Source organism: Micromonospora sagamiensis, assembly GCF_014680085.1.
Classification (GTDB): domain Bacteria; phylum Actinomycetota; class Actinomycetes; order Mycobacteriales; family Micromonosporaceae; genus Micromonospora; species Micromonospora inyonensis.
In genome coordinates this window covers 6,262,089-6,281,011 of sequence record NZ_AP023438.1, presented here as the reverse complement: position 1 = coordinate 6,281,011, position 18,923 = coordinate 6,262,089, and the positions used below count along the sequence as shown (strand labels likewise).

18 protein-coding genes are annotated in these 18,923 nt (G+C 74.0%); 8 read left to right on the top strand and 10 right to left on the bottom strand.

Going from position 1 to position 18,923, the window contains the following annotated elements:
- Positions 1-115: 115 nt before the first annotated feature.
- Positions 116-325 (top strand): hypothetical protein, encoded by a 210-nt coding sequence (locus IGA62_RS26840; RefSeq protein ID WP_091462109.1) that lies wholly within the window; start codon positions 116-118, stop codon positions 323-325.
- A gap of 235 nt (positions 326-560) precedes the next feature.
- Positions 561-866, top strand: coding sequence for a hypothetical protein (locus tag IGA62_RS26835; RefSeq protein WP_145818222.1), 306 nt, complete (start codon positions 561-563; stop codon positions 864-866).
- Positions 867-946: 80 nt separating this feature from the next.
- Here IGA62_RS26835 and IGA62_RS26830 read toward each other — a convergent pair whose 3' ends face one another.
- On the bottom strand, positions 947-1,651 hold the full coding sequence (locus IGA62_RS26830; RefSeq protein WP_145818223.1) for a VOC family protein: 705 nt from the start codon (positions 1,649-1,651) through the stop codon (positions 947-949).
- 95 nt (positions 1,652-1,746) lie between these two features.
- Between IGA62_RS26830 and IGA62_RS26825 the strand changes: the two genes are divergently transcribed.
- Entirely contained in the window at positions 1,747-2,601 is an 855-nt protein-coding gene (locus tag IGA62_RS26825) for a GNAT family N-acetyltransferase (RefSeq protein WP_232624789.1), read from the top strand.
- A 112-nt stretch (positions 2,602-2,713) separates the two neighbouring features.
- Here the strand turns inward: IGA62_RS26825 and IGA62_RS26820 are convergent, their stop codons facing one another.
- On the bottom strand, positions 2,714-3,484 hold the full coding sequence (locus IGA62_RS26820; protein WP_145818227.1) for a DUF5995 family protein: 771 nt from the start codon (positions 3,482-3,484) through the stop codon (positions 2,714-2,716).
- Between the two features lie 125 nt (positions 3,485-3,609).
- Positions 3,610-6,504: a helix-turn-helix transcriptional regulator gene (locus IGA62_RS26815; RefSeq protein ID WP_145818229.1), complete on the bottom strand. Its 2,895-nt coding sequence runs from the start codon at positions 6,502-6,504 to the stop codon at positions 3,610-3,612.
- A gap of 187 nt (positions 6,505-6,691) precedes the next feature.
- Between IGA62_RS26815 and IGA62_RS26810 the strand changes: the two genes are divergently transcribed.
- A complete protein-coding gene (locus tag IGA62_RS26810) occupies positions 6,692-8,479 on the top strand; it encodes an adenylate/guanylate cyclase domain-containing protein (protein ID WP_145818231.1) in 1,788 nt (595 codons plus the stop codon).
- Between the two features lie 30 nt (positions 8,480-8,509).
- On the opposite strand, the gene IGA62_RS26805 is transcribed toward IGA62_RS26810, so the two are convergent.
- Genes IGA62_RS26805 through IGA62_RS26795 form a run of 3 tightly spaced genes read right to left on the bottom strand, consistent with a single transcriptional unit; the run spans position 8,510 to position 10,949 of the window.
- A complete protein-coding gene (locus IGA62_RS26805; protein ID WP_186499846.1) occupies positions 8,510-9,217 on the bottom strand; it encodes a GntR family transcriptional regulator in 708 nt (235 codons plus the stop codon).
- A complete protein-coding gene (locus tag IGA62_RS26800) occupies positions 9,214-9,903 on the bottom strand; it encodes an N-acetylmannosamine-6-phosphate 2-epimerase (protein WP_145818235.1) in 690 nt (229 codons plus the stop codon). Before IGA62_RS26800 ends, IGA62_RS26805 begins: the two co-directional genes overlap by 4 nt.
- Positions 9,900-10,949 carry an N-acetylglucosamine kinase gene (locus IGA62_RS26795; protein WP_145818237.1) on the bottom strand — a complete coding sequence of 350 codons (1,050 nt, stop codon included), beginning with the start codon at positions 10,947-10,949 and terminating at the stop codon, positions 9,900-9,902. Before IGA62_RS26795 ends, IGA62_RS26800 begins: the two co-directional genes overlap by 4 nt.
- A gap of 40 nt (positions 10,950-10,989) precedes the next feature.
- Here IGA62_RS26795 and IGA62_RS26790 point away from each other — a divergent pair, with 40 nt between their 5' ends.
- A complete protein-coding gene (locus IGA62_RS26790) occupies positions 10,990-14,352 on the top strand; it encodes a discoidin domain-containing protein (RefSeq protein WP_377464293.1) in 3,363 nt (1,120 codons plus the stop codon).
- A gap of 13 nt (positions 14,353-14,365) precedes the next feature.
- On the opposite strand, the gene IGA62_RS26785 is transcribed toward IGA62_RS26790, so the two are convergent.
- The 3 genes from IGA62_RS26785 to IGA62_RS26775 all read right to left on the bottom strand — a co-directional run bounded on the left by IGA62_RS26785 (position 14,366) and on the right by IGA62_RS26775 (position 16,444).
- On the bottom strand, positions 14,366-14,926 hold the full coding sequence (locus IGA62_RS26785; protein WP_145818241.1) for a dienelactone hydrolase family protein: 561 nt from the start codon (positions 14,924-14,926) through the stop codon (positions 14,366-14,368).
- A 55-nt stretch (positions 14,927-14,981) separates the two neighbouring features.
- Positions 14,982-15,947 (bottom strand): zinc-binding dehydrogenase, encoded by a 966-nt coding sequence (locus IGA62_RS26780; protein WP_145818243.1) that lies wholly within the window; start codon positions 15,945-15,947, stop codon positions 14,982-14,984.
- A 71-nt stretch (positions 15,948-16,018) separates the two neighbouring features.
- Positions 16,019-16,444, bottom strand: a complete 426-nt coding sequence (locus IGA62_RS26775) for a DUF6766 family protein (RefSeq protein WP_145818245.1) — start codon at positions 16,442-16,444, stop codon at positions 16,019-16,021.
- 177 nt (positions 16,445-16,621) lie between these two features.
- Here IGA62_RS26775 and IGA62_RS26770 point away from each other — a divergent pair, with 177 nt between their 5' ends.
- From IGA62_RS26770 to IGA62_RS26760, 3 genes are all read left to right on the top strand, one after another.
- A complete protein-coding gene (locus IGA62_RS26770) occupies positions 16,622-17,095 on the top strand; it encodes a fluoride efflux transporter FluC (protein WP_145818247.1) in 474 nt (157 codons plus the stop codon).
- Positions 17,092-17,454 carry a fluoride efflux transporter FluC gene (locus tag IGA62_RS26765; protein ID WP_145818250.1) on the top strand — a complete coding sequence of 121 codons (363 nt, stop codon included), beginning with the start codon at positions 17,092-17,094 and terminating at the stop codon, positions 17,452-17,454. Before IGA62_RS26770 ends, IGA62_RS26765 begins: the two co-directional genes overlap by 4 nt.
- Positions 17,455-17,545: 91 nt before the next feature.
- Positions 17,546-18,214 carry a hypothetical protein gene (locus IGA62_RS26760; RefSeq protein WP_145818251.1) on the top strand — a complete coding sequence of 223 codons (669 nt, stop codon included), beginning with the start codon at positions 17,546-17,548 and terminating at the stop codon, positions 18,212-18,214.
- Positions 18,215-18,273: 59 nt separating this feature from the next.
- Here the strand turns inward: IGA62_RS26760 and IGA62_RS26755 are convergent, their stop codons facing one another.
- The gene (locus IGA62_RS26755) at positions 18,274-18,873 is read right to left on the bottom strand and encodes a hypothetical protein (protein WP_145818253.1); all 600 of its coding nucleotides are present in this window, start codon (positions 18,871-18,873) and stop codon (positions 18,274-18,276) included.
- Positions 18,874-18,923 lie beyond the last annotated feature (50 nt).

Genomic DNA, 18,923 nt, shown 5'->3' with positions numbered 1-18,923 from the left:
CGGTGCGCGCGGCGGCGGCCGGCGGATTCGCCGGTCACGCCCCGGCACGGTTAGCCGTTCACCGCGTCTGGGTACAACTCGCCTCACTCGACCCACCGTTACCAGGGAGGCAGCCATGCGGCGTGGCCCGTCGATATTCGGAGTACTCGTGGTGATCTGGCTCATCATCGGCGCGATCGCCGCGGCACAGCGCGGTTACTTCAAGGGTGACGACACCAACTGCGCCGAGGCCGGCACCATCCTGGTCACCGTCGTGGCCGGGCCGCTCAACTACGTGGGCGCCAACCCGAAGGTCGACTGCGAACTACCCCAGCCGTCCGAGTAGGCCCCGCTCTCCCGCTCCGGCCCGCGCCCACCGTATCCGGTGGACGCGGGCCGCGTCGTGTCCGGAGCACCCCGGCTGAAAGGCACGCCATACCGCACACCGCGGTGGGGCGGGGCGGAAACCGTCCGGCACCGTCTTCCGCATCGACAACTCTGCGCGACCTCGCCGCCGGTGGGAAGGTCCTCTTCGGAAGCTGTCGAGCTGCCCCATATCTGGGGCACGCCACCGATCGGCGATGCGATCCGCAGACGTTGATCCTGCGCCCTGGTGGACCACCTACCGGAATTTCCTTACCTACTGGGACCTGCGCACCTGGGACAGGACCGAACTGAGGCCGATGACCGGATGGAAGATCGTCCCGGACACCGGAGGGAGCATCGTGCGATGGGAGGTCGCGCTCGATCAGGACGGCAAACGTGCACTCATCGCCCAGCGCAACGATCCCGTGCCCGCAGGCAAGCCGGACCCGCCACGCTCCGAGGTGCAACTGTGGGCGCTCGACACTCTGGCCGGCTTCCCCCGGTTTTCTCTCACCGGCTGAGGTACGCGCCCGTGGTATCCGCTTGCCGTGCGACATCCGGCACGCGACCGGCGCCCGCCGCGTGGACGGCGGCGTCGGGGTCAGGTCCGGCTGACGGTGAACTCGTTGCCGTCCGGGTCGGCCAGCACGACGGCGCCGTCGGCACCGGTCTCCAGCCGGGTGGCCCCGAGGGCGACCAGCCGGTCGACCTCGGCCTGCTGGTCGCCGCCGGTCGGGGCGAGGTCGAAGCGCTGCCGGTTCCGCCCCACCTTCGGGGCCACGGGCGGGCCGCCCCAGGCGACCTTCGTGCCGCCGTGCGGTGACTGGATCGCGGTCTCCTCGTTCTGGTCCCAGACCAGCGGCCAGCCCAGCGCCGCGCTCCAGAAGAGGCCGACCTCCCGGGTGCCGTCGCAGGCGACCTCACCGAACAGGCCGCACCCGGCGAGGTAGTTGTTGCCCGCCTCGATGACACAGAGTTCGTATCCCTCGGGGTCGGCCAGGACGACGTGGCCCTCCTCGGGGCGCTGCCCGACGTCGAGGTGGTCGCCGCCGAGCCGCAGCACCGTCGCCACCGTCTGCTGCTGGTCGGCGGGGCTGGCGCTGGTCAGGTGCAGGTGGATCCGGTTCGGCCGGACCATCTCCGCCCCACCGGGCGCGAACCGGAGACCGACCTGGGTGTCGTCACCGGGCAGGAGCGCACCACCGGCGTCCTCGACGACCGTCCGACCGAGCAGAGCGGCCCAGAACCGGGCCAGGCGAGCCGGGTCGTGCGCGTCGAAGGTCACCGACAACAGTCGCAAGGGCATCACCGTACGGTAGGCACGGGCCACGAGGGCGACAAGGCAATATCCCTTTGAGCCCGGCGGTGCGGCGGTGTTTGGATCAGGACGTGTCGGTCGTGATGAGCACACCAGCAGTCGACGGGTTGGACGAGGCCGTGCGCGTGCTGGGCCGGTGGCAGTACGACGGGGCACCGATGCAACTGCATCCGGGCGACCTGGGCTGGCACTGGAGGTTCGGCGCGGAGGCGACGGCCCGCGCGGTCCGGACCTGGAGCCGCGACGGAAGGATCCTCGCCCTCGGGCTGGTGGACGGTCCTGGTCTGCTGCGGGTCGGGATCGCCCCTGGCGCCGACCAGGACGAGGAGCTGGCCCGTCGGATGGCCGCCGACGTGACGCGGCCGGAGCACGGCGTCCTTCCGCAGGGGAGCGTCTCCGTCGAGGCGCGATGCGACGGAGTGTTCCGTGAGCTGCTGCTCGATGACGGGTGGGACCTCGACGAGCCGTGGACACCGCTTCGGCGTGACCTCGCGGAGCCCGTGGCGGACTGCGGCGTACGGGTCGAGGCGATCGGCCCGGAGCAGGCCGACGTGCGGGTCGCCGTGCAGCGCGCGGCGTTCGACGGGTCGACGTTCACGCGGGAGCGGTGGCACGCGATGGCCACCGGATCGCCGTACGCCGACGCCCGCTGTCTGGTCGCCTACGACGACCACGGCACCGCGGTGGCGACCGCGACGGTGTGGTCGGCCGGTTCGGGAAGGCCCGGGTTGCTCGAACCGGTGGGCGTGCACCGCGACCATCGCGGCCACGGCTACGGCAGGGCGATCACCCTCGCCGCGGCGGCCGCCCTGCGGCAGATGGGCTCGTCGAGCGCGATCGTGTGCACCGAGAGCGCCAACATCGGGGCCGTCGCCACCTACCGGTCGGCCGGCTTCCACCAGCTCCCCGACGTGCGGGACCTACGCCGGAGCACGTGAGGCGGTCGTCGCGTGGCGCTGGCCAGCAGCGACGCGCCGGTGCTGGCCAGCGGCGGAACCCTGTGCTCCCGAGGCACACCCCGTACGGCATCCTAGGAGGATGGGCTGGCGGCTATTGCAACAACGCGCCCAGTGGTGAGAGCAGCAGCCGGCCGAGCCGGGCGGCGGTGCCGTCGAGCCGGTCGCGCTCGCCCTCCCGGGCGTGGGTGTCGTGCCGCACCCGCCAGATCCGCTGCGCGTTGCGCCAGGCGACGCCCCTGGTGTACTCCACCAACTCGCCCTGGTACCAGTCGTCCAGGTCACCGTTGAGCGTGTCGATGATCAGCTGCCACCGGTCCAGGTAGCCCCGGCGCAGCGTCGGGATCGACTCGGCGAAGATGGCGTTGATCTGGAGATAGTCCCGGTGCTGGTCGCCGCCGTCGACCGGCTCGGACTCCAGGTGGTCGAAGGTGGTCACCAGGGCGAACGGCAGGTCGAAGTTGATGTGCGCGTTCACCCCCGCCGCCGCGGCCGGCAACGGCCGGACGTCCGGCCCCTGCATCCGCTCGAAGATGCACGACCAGGCCTGGGGCGTGTACGGGCTCGACTCCGTCCACAGCCGTAACGCGTCGAAGTAGCGGGCGGCGAACTCCACGTCCAACCGGGACAGGAACACCGGGTCGGCGAAGCGGCCGTCGTAGAGCCGCTCCAGCACCTTCCCGGTGATCGTCAGGTAGAGCCCGTTGAAATCCGCCAGGGGGCAGCTGGCCTGCAACGGCGGCAGCCGGACCAGGACGTCCTGGAGCTTGGTCAGGTGGTCGACCACCGCCGGCACGTCGGCGGGGTGGTGGGCGAGCAGATCGGCGACGTCCTGGTGGACGGGCCCCCAGACCGCTTCGGTCATGTGTTCCTCCCCTGTGGTCCCGGCGGCGCCCCGTGTCGCCGCCGGTGCACAGCGTGGCAGCCGGAGGGGACGCGGGAATCAGTAGAACGACGTATCCCGCTGCCGACGGACCCCGGACGCGCCCCTCAGCGGGGCCGGTGCCGCAGGTGGATCGCGCTGGCCTGGACCCGGGTTCGGACCTGGAGCTTGTCGAATATGTGCGAGACGTGCACGCCGATGGTCCGCTCGCTGATGAACAGCCGTTGACCGATCTCCCGGTTGGTGAGCCCCTCGGCCACCAGCGCCAGGACCTCGCGCTCGCGCGGGGTGAGCGCGGACAGCTCGTCAGGGGCTCCCCCGGCTTCCCCGGCGCGGCCGCCGTCCTGGTCGGACGCCCCGTCCGGCACCGGCACCCGGGCACGGGCCGCCAGCGCGGCGATCTCCTCGCTCAACGGCCGCGCCCCCAGCCCCTGCGCCGTCTCGTACGCCTGGCGCAGCAGGGCGGCCGCGGTGGCGTCCCGGCCACGCCGGGCCAGCAGCGCCTCGGCCTGCCGCAGCCGCGAGTAGGCGGCCGGGTAGGGGTGCCTGCGCCGGTCCCAGACCTCGGCCGCCCGGGCCCAGAGGACCGGGTCGCCGGGGCCGTCGAGCCGCCCGACCTCGGCGGTGCAGAGGGCGAGGAAGGCGTCCACCACGTCCCGGACCGGCCGGGCCGCCTGGACGCTGGCGCGGCGGACCCGGTTGGTGACCTCACGCAGCCGGCGCACCGCCGTCAGGTCGACCCGGCCGGTGCGGCTGGCGTACGCCTCGGCCTCCGCGCGCAGCCCGTGCCAGGCGAGGGTGGCCAGCAGGACCAGGTCGTCGGAGCGGGTCTCGGTCAGCCCGTGCGCGACGGCCTGGCGGGCTTCGTCGTGCCGCCCCTGCCACATGGCCAGCCCGGCCCGGAGGGTGAGCAACGGCAGGACGTGCCGGGCACCGCCACCGGCCAGCAGGGTGGCCACCGCCTCCAGGTCCCGGTCGGCGGCCTCGACCTCCCCGTACGCGACGGAGAGCCGGCAGCGGGCCAGCAGCAGCTCGGCGGCGTCGGCACCGGAGGGGCGGTGCCGCAACGCGTCGGCGATGACCTTCTCCGCCTCGGCCCACTGTCCCACCCGGAACAGTCCGTTGGCGGCGACGGCCAGCAGGCGGGTCTCGAACGTCCGGCCCAGCCCCAGATCGGTGACGTGTTCGGCGCCCCGGCGGGCCACCACCACGCCTTCCTCGATCATGTTGAGCGGACCGGTCAGCAGCTCGGCGAGGTGCAGGTAGGCGAGGGCGACGTCCTCGGGCCGGCCGGAACGCTCGGCGGTGGCCAGCGCCTCGCGCATCACCGGCAGGCCGGCGTCCGGGTCCTCCAGGTACGCCTCGCTGAAGCCGAGTGCGGCGCTGGCCAGCACCACCTCCGAGGTGGAACCCTCGACCGACGCCGAACGCGCCAGCGCTTCCCGGGCGCGTCGGCCGGCCTCGGCGTACCGGCCGAGGTGCAGCAGCAGCTCGGCCAGGTGCGCGGCGGCGGTCGCCCGCTGGCGGGGGGTGCAGTCCGGGGCGGCCAGGGCGTGCTGGTACTCCGCCTCCGCCAGGGCGGAGCGCCCCGCGTGGGCGAGGTATCGCGCCCGACGGATGTGCAGGGCGCAGGTGGAACCGCCGGCCAGGGTGGCCTGCTCCTCGAGCAGGGCCAGGGCCCGCGCGTGCTCGCCGCAGTGGTGGGCGGCCTCCGCCGCCTTCTCCAGCAGGGCCACCCGCTCCGGCCCGTCGAGACCGGTGTCGGCTGCCGCCGCCAGGGCGAGCGACCAGTGCCGGTGCGCCTCGGCGTAGCCGTGCAGCCGTTCGGCCTCCTCCGCCGCGGCCATCGCGGCCCGCAGCGCCCGCACCGGCTCCCCGGCCAGTCGCCAGTGGTGGGCCGACCGGGCGTGGCGCAGGGGTGCCGACTCGGCGCCGAGCGCGTCGGCGTAACGCCGGTGCAGGGCACCCCGCTCGGCGGGGAGCAGCTCGTGCTCCAGCACCTCGGCGACCAGCCGGTGCCGGAGGTGGTACGCGTTGTCGGTGCAGACCAGCAGCCGGTGCGCGATGGCCGCGTGCACCGCCTCGATCAGCTGCTCGTCGGGGAGCCGGACCACCCGGGCGAGCAGGTCGTGCTCCACCGGTTCCACCCCGACGGCGATCGCCTGGACGACCTCGTGGGCGTGCGGAGGCAGCGCGTCCACCCGGTCGAGGAAGATCTCCCGGAGGGTGTCGGAGAGCCCGTCCCGCCCGTCGCGCAGGTCGCGGGCCAGTTCCTCCACCACGAACGGGTTGCCGCCGCTGCGTCGCCAGAGCTGCTCGGCGGCCTCCGGCGGCAGCGGCCGTCCGACGATCGCGGTGGCGAGCTGGTCGGTCCCGGCGCGGTCCAGCGGGGGCAGGTCGAGCACCCGCACCGACCGCAGCCGCCGCAGTTCGGTGAGAACCCGACGCAGCGGATGGGCGCCCTGCAACGCCTCGGCCCGGATCGCGGCGAGCACCGAGAGCTGCATGTCACCGAGCCCCGCCAGCAGGTAGAGCAGGAGCTGCCGGGTGCTGCGGTCGACCCACTGGAGGTCGTCCAGGACGAGCACCAGCGGGCGGCCCTGGGCGATCAGGTGCAGCCCCCGGGAGACCCGCTCCAGCAGGGTGCCGGCACCCTCCCGGCCGGGGGTCTCGTCGGCGAACATGTTGAGCAGGTTGCGCACGGCCGAACAGGTGCGGGCGTGGGACACCTCGGCCTCGAAACGGCGCAGCGCCTGGAGCAGCGGGTGCAGTGGGGAGGCGTCGCCGATGTCGAGGCAGCTTCCGGTGAGCACGACCGCTCCCGTCGCGCGCAGTCCGGCCGCCACCTCGCCGAGAAGCCGGCTCTTGCCCACCCCGCTCTCCCCGTTGACGAAGACCGCGGCGGTGTGGCCCTGCGGAACCCGGTCGAGCAGGGCGGCGCGCACCATCGCGACCGTGTCGGCACGGCCGACCAGCGGGGCGGCGTCCACATCGCTGGCCATGGCAAGCAGCCTAATAGGGGCGGCTGGGGCGTTCATAAGGGTAAATCGGTCCTGTGGTACTCCTCGCGTCGAGATGGCGACGGAAAGTTGCCGGACGGCGACATACGTCGTTCGGCAGATCCGCCGTCGGTCCGGTGGTGCGAATCTCCGAGATGTCGTCCGGCACCACGGGGGAAAGGTGAACGCGATGCAGGTCAGCAGAGTCACCCAGCCGGCATCGGCGATGGCCGCGACGCGGCACTGGCCGGTACCGGAGGAGCGGCGTACGGTCAGCGTCCTCTTCGTCGACATCGTCGGTTCGACCGCGCTGGTCGACCGGCTCGACCCGGAGGACGTCCGGGCCCTGCAACAGGAGTACTTCGGCACCGTCGCGGCGGTCCTGCGCCGGTGGAACGGGGTGGTCGAGAAGTACGTCGGCGACGCCGTCATGGCGTTGTTCGGCGGCGTCGAGTCCGACGGGTTCGACGCGTACCGGGCGGTGCGCGCGGGCCTGGAGATCCAGCGGGTCCTGGACGGGCGTCCGCTGGCCGGCGGGACGGTGGTGCGGCTGCGGGTCGGCGTGGCCACCGGCGAGGCCGTGGTCGACCTGGCCGCGGCGCGCGACGCCGGCCACGGCGCGGTCAGCGGCGCGGTGGTCACCCTGGCCGCCCGGCTCCAGGAACACGCTCCCCGGGGCACGGTGATCGTCTGCGCGGCCACCCGGCGGGCCACCGCCGACCTGATCGACTACCGGGACCTGCCGCCGGCAACGATGGCCGGCAAGCCGCTGCCGGTCGCCGTCTGGCGGGCCGACGGGATCGCCCCGACCCGGCCGACCGGCGGTGACCTGCCGTTCATCGGCCGGCGACGGGAACTGGCCGCCCTGCGGGACCAGGTCGTCCGGGCGGTGCGGGAGCGGTCGGCGCGCTGGGTCTCGGTGGTCGGCCCGGACGGCATCGGCCGCAGCCGGTTGCTGGCGGAACTGGCCCGGACCGTACGGCAGGTCGACGGGGTGCCGGTGCGCTGGTGCGGTGCGCAGTGCCCGCCGTACCCGGACGTCCCGGCCGCTCCGCTCGCCGCGCTGCTGCGCGACCACGCCGGGATCCGGGCCGGCGACGCCCCGGCCGACGCCGGGAAGGCCGCGGGCAGGTGGCGGGAGGTGCTGCTCGCCGCCGCCGAGCGGACCCCGCTGGTGGTGGCGGTGGACGACGTGGACCGGGCGGCCCCCGAGGTGCTCCTCTTCCTGCACGAGCTCTTCGCCGCGGCGACCGCGCGGGTGCTGCCGCTGGTCGTGGTGGTCACCCACCCTCCGGAGTGGGGTGATCTGCTTCCCCTCGGTCCGACCGACCGTCGGCACCGGCTGACCGTGCCGCCCCTGGGTACGGTCGACACCGGACGGCTGCTGCGCCACCTGCTCGGTGAGTCGGCGGCGGTGACCCGGCTGCTGCCCCTGGTCGCGGGGCACCCCGGCTACGCCCGGGCGTACGCCGCACAGGCCGGTGACGACGGCCACCCGTCGGGTGAGCCGCCGGTGCCGGAGGTGGTCCGCCGGATGGTCGCCCCCCGCCTCGACCGGCTCGGCGGGACCGGACGGGCGGTGGTGATGGCCGGCGCGGCGCTCGGGGTGGTCACCGCCGAACGGCTCGCCCACCTGCTCGACCTGGATCCGGAGCAGCTGCGGCCGGTGCTGCGGGCCCTGGCGGAGCGGGGCCTGCTGGTGTGGCGCTCCGCCCGGCAGGGGTACGAGGTGGCGGACCGGACGCTGGCCCGGGTGGCGTACGAGCGGCTGCCGAGGGCCCTGCGCGCCGAGTTCCGGCGCCGGTCGGCGACCCCCGTCCTCGACGAGACACCCCGTCCGGTCCGGCTGGTCGGCACGACCGCACCGGCAGCGGCCGGACCGGTCGCGGCGGGGACGACCGGCCGGGCGGCCCGGACCGCCCGGCCGGTGGTGTCCGTGACGCCGGCCACCACCCCACCGCTGGCCGCCAGCGCCTGAGCGGCACCGCCCGCCCGGTCCACCGGGTCATCAGCCGTCGTTCCCGCGCCGGGCGGTCAACGCGAAGCGGTAACGGTCGCCGCGGTAGTACGACACGGCCAGCTCGACCGCTCTCCCCCGCCCGTCGAACCCGATCCGCCGCACCTCCAGCAACGCGGCCACCGGCGGGATCTCCAGCAGCTCGCACTGGCGCGGGGTGGGCACCACCGCGGCGATCATCTGCTGGGCGACGACGACCTGGACGTGGTAGCGGTCGCGCATCGTCTCGTAGAGCGCGCCGTCGAGGTTCTCCACCAGCAGACCGGGGAAGAGGTCCGCCGGCAGGTGCACCTCCTCCAGGCACATCGGCGCGCCGTCGGCCATCCGCAGCCGCTCGACCCGGTAGAGCAGCGAGCCCTCGGGCAGGCCGAGCTCGTTGGCGAGGGCATCCCGGGCGACCACCGCGTCGGCGTCGAGCATCTTGCTGCTCGGGGTCATGCCCCGGGCCCGCATGTCCTCGGTGAAGCCGCTCAGGCTGGTGCCCTTGGCGATCCGGGTGTCGGAGACGAAGGTGCCCTGACCCCGGATCGTGTAGATCAGGCCGTCGGTGGTGAGTTCCCGCAGCGCCTGCCGCAGCGTGGTCCGGCTGACGCCGAGTTCCTCGGCGAGGTCCCGCTCGCGGGGCAGAGCGGTGTGGGCTTCCATGTCCGCCACCCGGCTGCGCAACACGGTCCGGATCTGGCTCAGTTTGGTGGTCATCGTGACTCCACGGGGGCATGCGGGCATGCGGACACGAACCGACGGGTGGTGTTCACCGGGTCGGAGATGGCGGTGCCGACGACGACAGCCCACGCCCCCTCGTCGAAGGCGGCCGCGACCTGGGCAGGGGTACGGTACCGGCCCTCGGCGATGACCGGAACCGGGCACCACCGGCTGATCGCGGCGACCAGCCCGAGGTCCGGCCCGTCCGGCACCGTCGCGCCGGTGTAGCCGGCGAGGGTGGTCCCGACGAGGTCGGCTCCCGCGTCGACCGCGGCGAGGGCGGCGTCCACACTGTCCACGTCGGCCATGAACAGCGCCCCACCGGCGTGGGTGGCGGCGATCAGGTCGGCCAGCCGTTCCCCGCCGGGCCGGGGCCGGTCGGTGGCGTCCGCGGCCACGATCTGGGCGCCGGCCCCGATCAGCGCGTCCACGTCCGCCCGGCCCGGGGTGATGTAGACCGGGTTGCCCGGGGTGTGTCGCTTGACCAGCCCGACGACCGGCACCCCGAGGGCGACCATGGCCCGCACGTGCGCCACCCCCTGACCGCGCAGCCCGGCCGCGCCGCCCAGCACCGCCGCGCTCGCCATCGCCATCATGTGCGCGGTGTCCAGGAACGGGCTCTGGTGGTCCTGCGCCTGGCACGAGACGACCAACCGTCCCCGGATGGCCTCGGCCACGTTCATCGCTTTCCTGCCTTTTCCTCGATACAGCAGTGGACGACCAGTCCGGCCAGCAGCGTCTGCCCGGTGGGGTGGGCGCAGAGCGCCAGCGCGCCCGCGAGCGGGTCGGCCGCGGCGGTGACCGGACGGGCGTGCGGCGCTCCGACGCGCAGCGCCCGGGTGAAGGTGGGCAGCAGCAGGTCGGCGGCGGCGAACACGCCACCGGTTCCGGCCACCGGCACGTCCGCGCCGGCCAGGCCGGCCCGGCGCAGCGCGGCCACCGCCGAGTCGGCCAGCAGCACGCCAGCCCGCCGCCAGACCGACCGGGAGTCCGGGTCACCGGCGCGGGCCAGCTCCGCCACGGTGCCGGCGAACCCGGCGAGCTGCTCGGGCGTGGGTGGCCGCTCCCGCCAGCGGGCCGGCAGGGTCTCCATCAGGCCGAAGGTGGCCACGGTCGCGTCGAGCAGCGCTCCCGCCCGGTCCCGGTCCCGCTGCCGCAGGGCCAGCCGGAGCGCGGCCCGCCCGATCCAGTGGCCGGAGCCCCGGTCCCCCAGGGCGGCTCCCCAGCCGTCGACCCGGGCGGTCCGCCCGTCGGGTGCGGCGGCCAGCACCACCACGCCGGTGCCGGCTGCGACCACCGCGCCGGGCACCGGCCCGAGCGCGCCGAGGTAGGCGGTGACGCTGTCGTCGGCGACGTGCAGCGTGCCGCGCAGCCCCCGGTCCCGCAGCCGGGTCCGGAGGTCGTCGGTCGGCGGCGTCTGACCGTTGAGGCCGGTCATGCCGACGCCGACCGCGACCGGCCCGTCGGGCACCGGCCCGAGGTCGGCCAGGGCCGCGCCGACCGCGTCGGCGATCCGCGCGGCGGGCTGCCCCGACCAGAATCCGGGGGTACGGCCCTGGCCGCTGCGCCCGTCGTGGTGGGCGACCGCGCGACAGCCGCCCTGCCCCAGGTCGACGCCGATCCGCACGACCGGTGCGCCGCCGGGGTGGGCGGCCCGGAGCTGCCCGACCTCAGGCCGCGTCTCGGGCATGCCCTCGAATCCGCCCACACCGGTCCTGATGCGGTCCACGCCAGGCCTTCCGTAGTTGCGCGCCAGTTTTGAGCTAGGTATGCACCTAGCTCGCCTAGTTGTACACCTGATCGCCGTGCCGGGCAAGCCCGGGGTTCACCTGCTCAGCAGCCGTTCCGGGCGGTCTCTTCCGGGGTCACGGCGATGTGCACCGTGGGGTGGTAGCGAGCGGCGAGGGTGCCGTGGCAGGCGGCCGGAGCGCGGTCGCGTTTGGACGGACATTGACACCTCAGGTGGCTACACACGAAGATGCCGTATGACGCCGGTGCCAGGTTCGGTCCCCTTCACTTCCCGGGTCAACCGCCGCAGGTTCCTCCAGATGGCTGCCACTGCCGGTGCGCTCGCTGTGGTGTCGGTCGCGCCGCCCGGCCCGGAACCGGAACCGGAACTCCTCGCCGACGATGCGGTGGCCCAGACCTACCACCGTGTGTTGTTGCGGCATACCCGGTGGGCTGAGACGCAGTGGGACGCGGCCGCCGGACACTACCGGGCCACGAACTTCTCCTTCACGGTGGTTCTCGGCAACGCGCTGGTGCTGACGCGTGGCACGTATGACGAGGCGCTGGCGGGCATCGACGCCGAGACCCTGAGGGCGCACACCGTGGCGACGTTGTCGCACTTCGCCGCGTCGAACCGGTTGACCGGTGGCACCGAGTGGGGCAAGACCCTCTACTTCGACAGCACATTCCAGCTGTACTTCCAACTTGCCGGCCGCCTACTCTGGGACGACCTCGACGCGACCACCCGGGCCAACCTGGACCAACTCGCCCAGTTGCAGGCGGCCTACACCGCGTCCCTCGGCACCGGCGACGACCCGCGGTCACCGGGTTGGACGACGAACGGGCTCGCCGGTGGCTGGATCGGCGACACCAAGCTGGAGGAGATGGGCGTCTACGCGCAATCCCTCGCACCCGGCCTCGCCTGGGCACCCGACGCGCCGGACGCCGCGGCCTGGCGCACCCGATTCGGCCAGTGGAGCCGGAACCAGACCGGCCTTCCGGTTGCCGACCTCGCGAATCCGACGATCGTCGACGGCGTCGCCGTGTCGGCGAACACCGCGCGGAACCTGTACGACACGTTCGTGGTCGAGAACCACGGCTCGTTCGGCCCGCACTACCAGTGCGAGCTGTGGCGGACCTCCGCACGCAACTGCGTACATTTCATGATCGCCGGGCAGCCGATGCCCGAGGTGATGAGAGCGCAACCCAACGGCGATCGGCTGTGGCGCAGCATCCTGTCGGTGATGAGTGACGCCGGCGAGCCGCTGATGCCGATGGTGAACGACCGCGAACACCTCTACGGCCGCGATGTCGTCCCGCTCGCGTTCCTCGCCCAGGTGCTTGGCGACCGGAGCGCCGCCTGGGCGGAACAGGCGATGGCCGACCGGCTCGAGGCCTACCAGCAGTATCCGCCGCAGTATCGCATCACCAAGTTCTCCGGAGAGCCGAAGTACGAACCGGAGGCGCGGGCCGAGGTGGCGATCAGCTACCTGCTACACGAGTGGCGGGCGCGCAGTGGCGAACCGGTTGTCCCGTTCAGCAAGGACGACGTGTTCGCGGCGGCCAGCGGCGTCACCGACTTCGGCACCGGCCCCGGCCTCCTGTCGCACCAGTCGAGGAACAGTTGGGCCGGTGCGGTCAGCAGAGCCGGCTATGTCAAGTTCGTCTGGCAGCCCGCCCACGACGACTGGTTGTTCCTGATCAGCGGCGCCACCCCGATGTTCCTGCCCCGCACCGCAGGCACCGTTCGCAAGCGCAGCGTCGCACTGTGTACCGCGTTGCGCGACGGGTTCGACGGCAGCGCCACCGTGCTCGGCTTCGACACCGGCTGGGCCGGATTCGCCACGCTGCCCGGCGGTTCGGTCGTCTATGCCACGAGTGGGATCGCGGCCGGGGAGGGGCACCTCGAGGTCTACAACCTCACCATGCCCGGCGTCGCCGGCCTGGACGGCAGCCGGACCTACACCGCCGCAGAAGGAACGGTCACCGTCGCGTCGCAGGATTCGGGCGGTGCGACTCCACCCCCGGGGGTTGCCCGCGTCGACACGGTCACCTTCCCCACGACGACCGCGCAGTGGGTTCGGATGCTCGGCGTCCAACCCGATCCGACCTATGGCTACTCGATCGTCGAATTCGAGGTGCGCAACGGCGAGACCGGCCCGAACCTGACGCTCGGTAAGCCCACCACCGCGTCATCCGCCGACACGGGGCGCGGCGCCGCCCTCGCCACCGACGGCACCATGACCACGCGCTGGGCGGTGTCCCGCGCCGACCGGCCGCGCCCCGCCAGTTGGCTCGCCGTCAACCTCGGCGGGCCCAACACGTTCGATCGGGCGGTCATCTACTGGGAAGCTGCCTCCGGACGCCGTTATCGCGTACAGGTCTCCGACGACGGCGTCACCTGGCGCGACGTCGCCACGTATCCGCAGCCGAACCTGTCGAGCACCGGCGGTTGGCTCGACATCGACGGTCGCGCCAGCCTGGTGGTGCGGGGCCCGGTCAATCCGATCACCGTCACCGGCAACGTCATCACCCTGTCCGACGGGCCCGCCGCACCGCTGCTCGTGGAGGGCTACCCCCGGCTCGCTCCCGGGCGGACGCGGGCGGTGGCCGCGCAGCCCGCCCCGACAACATCGCAGGCATCGGTACGTGCCAGCACCGCCGAGGGCCATCTGAGCCTGTTCAACCTTTCGGGCTCCGCCGCCACCGCAACCGTCTCGTTGCCGCAGTCACGGACGAGCGTCCAGCTGTACGCGGGGACGCAGACGGTCACCGCGACCGGCACCGACTACACCGCCGTCCTCGAGGCGTCGAGCGCCGCGGTGCGCGCGCCACGGTTCACGGTGCGGACAGTCGGCGAGGGCGAGCTGCCGGTGGGCCTGCACGCCGAGGTGATCGACGGGCAACGCCTCCGGCTCAGTGGCCCGACCTGCCAGGTGCGCGTGAGCTCGCCGGCCGCACCGGGCGACACAGTCGTGGTCGTCGACACGCAGCCACGTGACATCGTGCTACCGAACGCGCCGGCGTACCCGCTCACCAACCTGGCGCTCGGCCGAGTCACCTTCCCGACCAGTCCGCTGCCGCCGGGGATGTCCGATCCCGCCGCGGCCGTGGATGGCCGATCGGAGACCGCTTGGACGCCGGGGGTGGACGGACGGATGGTCGTCGACCTCGGCCAACAGCAGGCGCTCGGGAGCATCGAGCTGGACTGGAACGGCGATCGATCACCAGCCGTGGACGTGGCGACCAGCACCGATGGAACCACCTACACCCACGCGGTACGACTGCCCGCCGGGCGCGGTTCGGCGCTGCTCACCGGCGCAGCCCGCTACGTCGCGGTACGGGTCGTCGGCTGGCAGCCGGGTGGTCCCTCGCTCCGTGGCCTGGTGATACCGCCGACGTAGGGCGGTTCCTGCCCTAGCCGAGGAAGGCCTGCACCCGGCTCCAGAGCCGGTCGGCGTCGGCCGGCGCGTACCCGGGCAGGTCGGGATCGGTGAAGAAGTGGTCGGTGCCCGGGTAGCGGTACACCTCGACCTCGGCCCCGGCCGTGGCCATCGCCCGCCGCCAGGCGTCCACCTCGGCGGGCGGGTCGTAGGCGTCGGGATCGGCGATGTGCAGGTGCACCGGCAGGCCGGCGCGGACCGCCTCGGGCGACCCGCCGGTGCCGTGCAGGAGCAGCAGCCCGGCACTGGCGGGCCGGTCGGCCAGCAGGGCGCCCGCCACCCCCGCCCCCATGGAGAGCCCGGCCAGCACCGTGTCGGCCGGCAGGTCTGCCACGGCGGCCCGGGCCCGGGCCAGGACGGTCTCGGTGCCGATCCGGCCGAACAGCGCGAAGCCCTCCTCGATGGTGTCGACGGCGGGCACCCCGTACAGGTCGGGGGTGACGACCCGGTGCCCGGCGGCGCGGAGCCGGTCGGCGGCGGCCAGGACCGCCGGGCGGAGGCCGTACACGGAGTGGAAGAGCACGATGTGCCGCATGGGGTCATCGTGCCCCGCGCCGGGGCGGGCGCGACGCGCCGACACCCCGGGACGGTCAGATCGTCAGCAGCGTCTTGCCGGTGGTCGTCCGTTCCTCGATCGCCCGGTGCGCGTCGGCGGCACGTTCCAGCGGAAAGGTCTGCCCGATCAGCGGGGTGAGCCGTCCGGCGGCGGCCGCGTCGAGGGCCCGGACCAGGTGCCCCCGGGCCACCTCCGGCGGGAACCGGATGTCGTCGATGCCGACCACGGTGACGCCCCGCGCCTGCGCCCGCTGCGGGTCGGGCACCGCGAACGCTCCGGCCGGGGTGCCGTGGGCGGAGAAGCGGCCGTCCGGTGCGAGCAGCTCGAAGGCGGCCCGGCCGTACGCGCCGCCGGCCCCGTCGAACACCACGTCGAGACCGCCGGTCGCCGCACGCACCCGGTCCGTCCAGTCCGGTGCGGTGTAGTCGACGACGTGGTCCGCGCCGAGTCGTCGGAGCCGGTCGAGTTTCGCCGCGCCCCTTGCCGCCGCGACCACCCTGGCTCCGGCCGCGTGGACGCACTGCACGAGCAACGCGCCGAGGCCACCACCGGCCGCGGTGACGAGCACCCGGTCGCCGGAGCGCGGCGGGACCAGGTCGAGCAGCCCGAAGGCGGTGGTGCCGTCGTGCAGCAGCGCCGCCGCCTCGCGGAGGCCTACCGGGTCCGGCACGGCGACGAGCCCGTCGGCCGGGACCGGGACGCGCTCGGCGTACCCGCCGTGTTCGCCGGTGCGGGTGACCACCCGTCGGCCGGCCCAGGCCGGATCGACGTCCGGGCCGACCGCCGCCACGGTGCCCGCCACGCCCACGCCCGCCCGGTACGGCGGCTGGACCGGGAAGTACCGCCCGCCGCGACCGCTGCGGATCATCGTTTCCACCCAGAGCACGTCCGCCACGGCGACGTCGACCACGACCTCACCCGGTCCGGGTACCGGATCAGGCGCCTCGACCAGGGTCAGCACCTCCGGCCCACCGAACCTGGGCACCTCGACCACCCGCATGTCACCCTCCCCGTCCTGTCGTCGACGCCGACCAGCCTCGGACGTGAACCGGGGTTGAGGTCAAGGGCGGGTCAGGGGTGTCCGGGGTCGAGCCCCCGCTCGCGCAGCAGCGCGTCCAGCTTGGCCTCGATGCGCTCGTCGGACTCCCGGGACTGCGAGGAGCCCCAGTAGTAGAAGAGGGCCAGCCCGGCCGCCTGCCAGATCAGCTGGAGGAACTCGCTCTGCCAGTTCTCGAAGGTGCTCGCGAGGAACTGGGGCAGGAACTCGCCCCAGGCGAACGACTCTCCGTGCTGACGGGCCTCGTTGCTCGCCACGGTCATCTGGAACAGGAACTGGCCGATCCAGGAGAAGACGAAGAGCGCGCCGGTGACCAGGGCGAAGCCGTACGCCCTGGGCCAGCGCGGTTTCCGGAAGGGCGGGTCCTTCCGGCGGGTGTCACCCGGACGGCCCATCGGGGTCGACCGGTCCGTGGTCGACGCCGCGCTCTCCCCCACCATGTCGCTCCCTCCGCTGGACGACGCTGTCGTGACCGACATTGCCCCAGGCCAACCAGGCTGAAACCGACATTGGGGATGCGGCCTGCGGCCGGTGGGCCGCGTGGCGCGTCCCGTTAGGCTGGCGTCCGGGCGTGTCCCGACGGTTCCGCCCGGCGTCCTGATGCTCGTGGAGGAACGGTGTCCGACAGTCCCCGGACCGAACCCGACGTCGATCCACTCGGCCCGGCCGTCCGGCCGGTGCGTCCGGCGGTGATGCTCGCGGCCGTCGCCGCGGGTGGCGTGGTCGGGGCGCTGGCCCGGGCCGGGGCACTGGCCGCGTTCCCGTACCGGCCCACCACCTTCCCCTGGTCGACCTTCACCGTGAACGTGCTCGGTTGCCTGCTGATCGGCGTGCTGATGGTGCTGCTCACCCGGGTCTGGACGGGTCGACCGCTGCTGCGTCCGTTCCTCGGCGTCGGGGTGCTGGGCGGGTTCACCACCTTCTCCACGTACGTGCTCGACGTGCAGCAGGCCGTCCGGGCCGGCGCGCCGGAGACGGCACTGGCCTACCTGGGCGCGACGGTGCTCGCCGCGCTGGGCGCGGTCTGGCTCGGTGACGCGGCCACCGGGTGGCTGCTGGACCGGACGCGGGCGGGCGGGGCGGCCCGGTGACCGTGCTGCTGGTCGCGCTCGGCGCGGCCGTCGGTGCGCCGCTGCGCTACCTGACCGACTGGGCGCTGCGGGCCCGGTTCGGCTCGGTGCTGCCCTGGGGGACACTCGCCGTGAACGTGGCCGGTTCGTTGCTGCTCGGCGTGGTACTCGCGGTGCCGGTCGGCCCGGCGGCGACCGCCGCGCTCGGCACCGGCCTCTGCGGTGCGCTGACGACCTGGTCCACGCTCTCGTACGAGACGCTGCGTCTGGGCCGCGACGGCCGGCGGGGGGCCGCGCTGGCCACCGTGCTGCTCAACGTGACCGCCGGACTCGGCGCGGCCTGGACGGGCCTGCTCCTGGCCCGACTGGTCACCGGTTGACGCCACGGACGATCACCGGCCGCGCCGGGAAATTCCGTTGCGGGCCGCGCCGGTGTGCCGGAGATTGCCCGAGGACGACGGGAGGTGCCCGGTGGCGCACGCCGAGGCGGTCACCGCGGCGCGGAACAACGCGGCGTGGTGCGACGCGGTCTGCCGGGCCCACGGCACGACCGGGGTACGCGACGCCGACGCCTGGTCGGTGCCACGCCGGTCCCCGCCGTGGTACCCGGACGCGGTGACCCTCCGGCCGGAGGCGACCGTCGCCGCGCTGCTGCGCCGGGTGGACGCCGGCCCGGGCGCGTCGGTCAAGGACAGCTTCGCCGCTCTCGACCTGGCACCGTACGGGTTCCGGGTGCTCGTCGCGGGGCGGTGGATCCACCGCCCCGCCGGCGACGTGCCGGCCGGTCCCCCGCTGACCCCGGTGACCACCGCCTCCGCGCTGGCGGCCTGGGCCGACGCGCACGGCGGGGTGGCCCTGCGCCACCCGGCGCTGCTGGCCGACCCGTCGGTCACGGTGCTGGCCGCCTACGGTCCGGCGGGCACGGTGACCGGCGGCGCGGTGGTCAGCGCGGGCGGTGGGGCGGTCGGCGTGTCGAACGTGTTCGGCACCGACCCGGCCGTGGTGTGGCGCGGGGTGTGCGCCCGGTTCGGCACCGGGCCGCTGGTCGGCTGGGAGACCGACGACGACCTCTCACCCGCCCTCGACGTCGGGTTTCGCCCGGTCGGGCCGCTCCGCGTCTGGCTGCGACCGGGAACCTGACCGGGGATCGGGCGCGTCGCCGACGACCCACGGCACCGTCGCCGCCGGGCGGGAACCGGTCAGACCGGCGCGATCGTGTGGACGGTGGCGGTGACCTCGATCGTGCGGGTCCGTTTCCCCTCGGCGTTGGTCACGGTCAGCTGGTACGTGTGCCGCTGGGTGTCCCCCTCCTCCCCGGAGCACGGGAAGGTGAGGGTCTCGGTGCCGGTCGGCGGGTAGTTGTCGGCGTACACGCCGGGGCCGTCGACGGACAGGGCCACCCGGTCGACGTCGCGGGCCTGCCACTCCAGCACCACCGGGCTGCCGGGGACGGGGTTCACCGTGGTGCCGGCCGGGCAGGAGGGCTTCCGCTGGACGCGGAAGTAGACGATCTCCGGTCGGCCGTCCGTGGTCGGTCTCGGCGTCGGCTTCGTGGCCGGCGGCGTCGTCGTCGGCGGCCGGTGCGGCTCACCGCCGCCGGTGGTCGCGGGGGTGCCGCCGTCACCGCTGCCGTCGGCCGGACCACTGTCGACCGGGCCGGACACGACGGTGCTCGGCGCGATGCTCAGGCCTTCGGTGCTTCCCTGGGTCGTCTCGTCCGGGTCGGTGGAGCATCCCGGGACGGCCAGCGCGGCGGCCAGCGCGGCGGCGACTGCTCGGGTGCGGGCGGGACTGCGCATCGTCTCTCCTCGACGGGTGCCACCGGCGCAGGAGCCGGCGGTGAGGTCTG

Bases quoted from the DNA above. Each gene is read 5' to 3' on its own strand.
- IGA62_RS26840 (WP_091462109.1), top strand. From the start codon at position 116: ATGCGGCGTGGCCCGTCGATATTCGGAGTACTCGTGGTGATCTGGCTC.
- IGA62_RS26835 (WP_145818222.1), top strand. From the start codon at position 561: ATGCGATCCGCAGACGTTGATCCTGCGCCCTGGTGGACCACCTACCGG.
- IGA62_RS26830 (WP_145818223.1), bottom strand. From the start codon at position 1,651: ATGCCCTTGCGACTGTTGTCGGTGACCTTCGACGCGCACGACCCGGCT.
- IGA62_RS26825 (WP_232624789.1), top strand. From the start codon at position 1,747: ATGAGCACACCAGCAGTCGACGGGTTGGACGAGGCCGTGCGCGTGCTG.
- IGA62_RS26820 (WP_145818227.1), bottom strand. From the start codon at position 3,484: ATGACCGAAGCGGTCTGGGGGCCCGTCCACCAGGACGTCGCCGATCTG.
- IGA62_RS26815 (WP_145818229.1), bottom strand. From the start codon at position 6,504: ATGGCCAGCGATGTGGACGCCGCCCCGCTGGTCGGCCGTGCCGACACG.
- IGA62_RS26810 (WP_145818231.1), top strand. From the start codon at position 6,692: ATGCAGGTCAGCAGAGTCACCCAGCCGGCATCGGCGATGGCCGCGACG.
- IGA62_RS26805 (WP_186499846.1), bottom strand. From the start codon at position 9,217: ATGACCACCAAACTGAGCCAGATCCGGACCGTGTTGCGCAGCCGGGTG.
- IGA62_RS26800 (WP_145818235.1), bottom strand. From the start codon at position 9,903: ATGAACGTGGCCGAGGCCATCCGGGGACGGTTGGTCGTCTCGTGCCAG.
- IGA62_RS26790 (WP_377464293.1), top strand. From the start codon at position 10,990: ATGCACCTAGCTCGCCTAGTTGTACACCTGATCGCCGTGCCGGGCAAG.
- IGA62_RS26785 (WP_145818241.1), bottom strand. From the start codon at position 14,926: ATGCGGCACATCGTGCTCTTCCACTCCGTGTACGGCCTCCGCCCGGCG.
- IGA62_RS26780 (WP_145818243.1), bottom strand. From the start codon at position 15,947: ATGCGGGTGGTCGAGGTGCCCAGGTTCGGTGGGCCGGAGGTGCTGACC.
- IGA62_RS26775 (WP_145818245.1), bottom strand. From the start codon at position 16,444: ATGGTGGGGGAGAGCGCGGCGTCGACCACGGACCGGTCGACCCCGATG.
- IGA62_RS26755 (WP_145818253.1), bottom strand. From the start codon at position 18,873: ATGCGCAGTCCCGCCCGCACCCGAGCAGTCGCCGCCGCGCTGGCCGCC.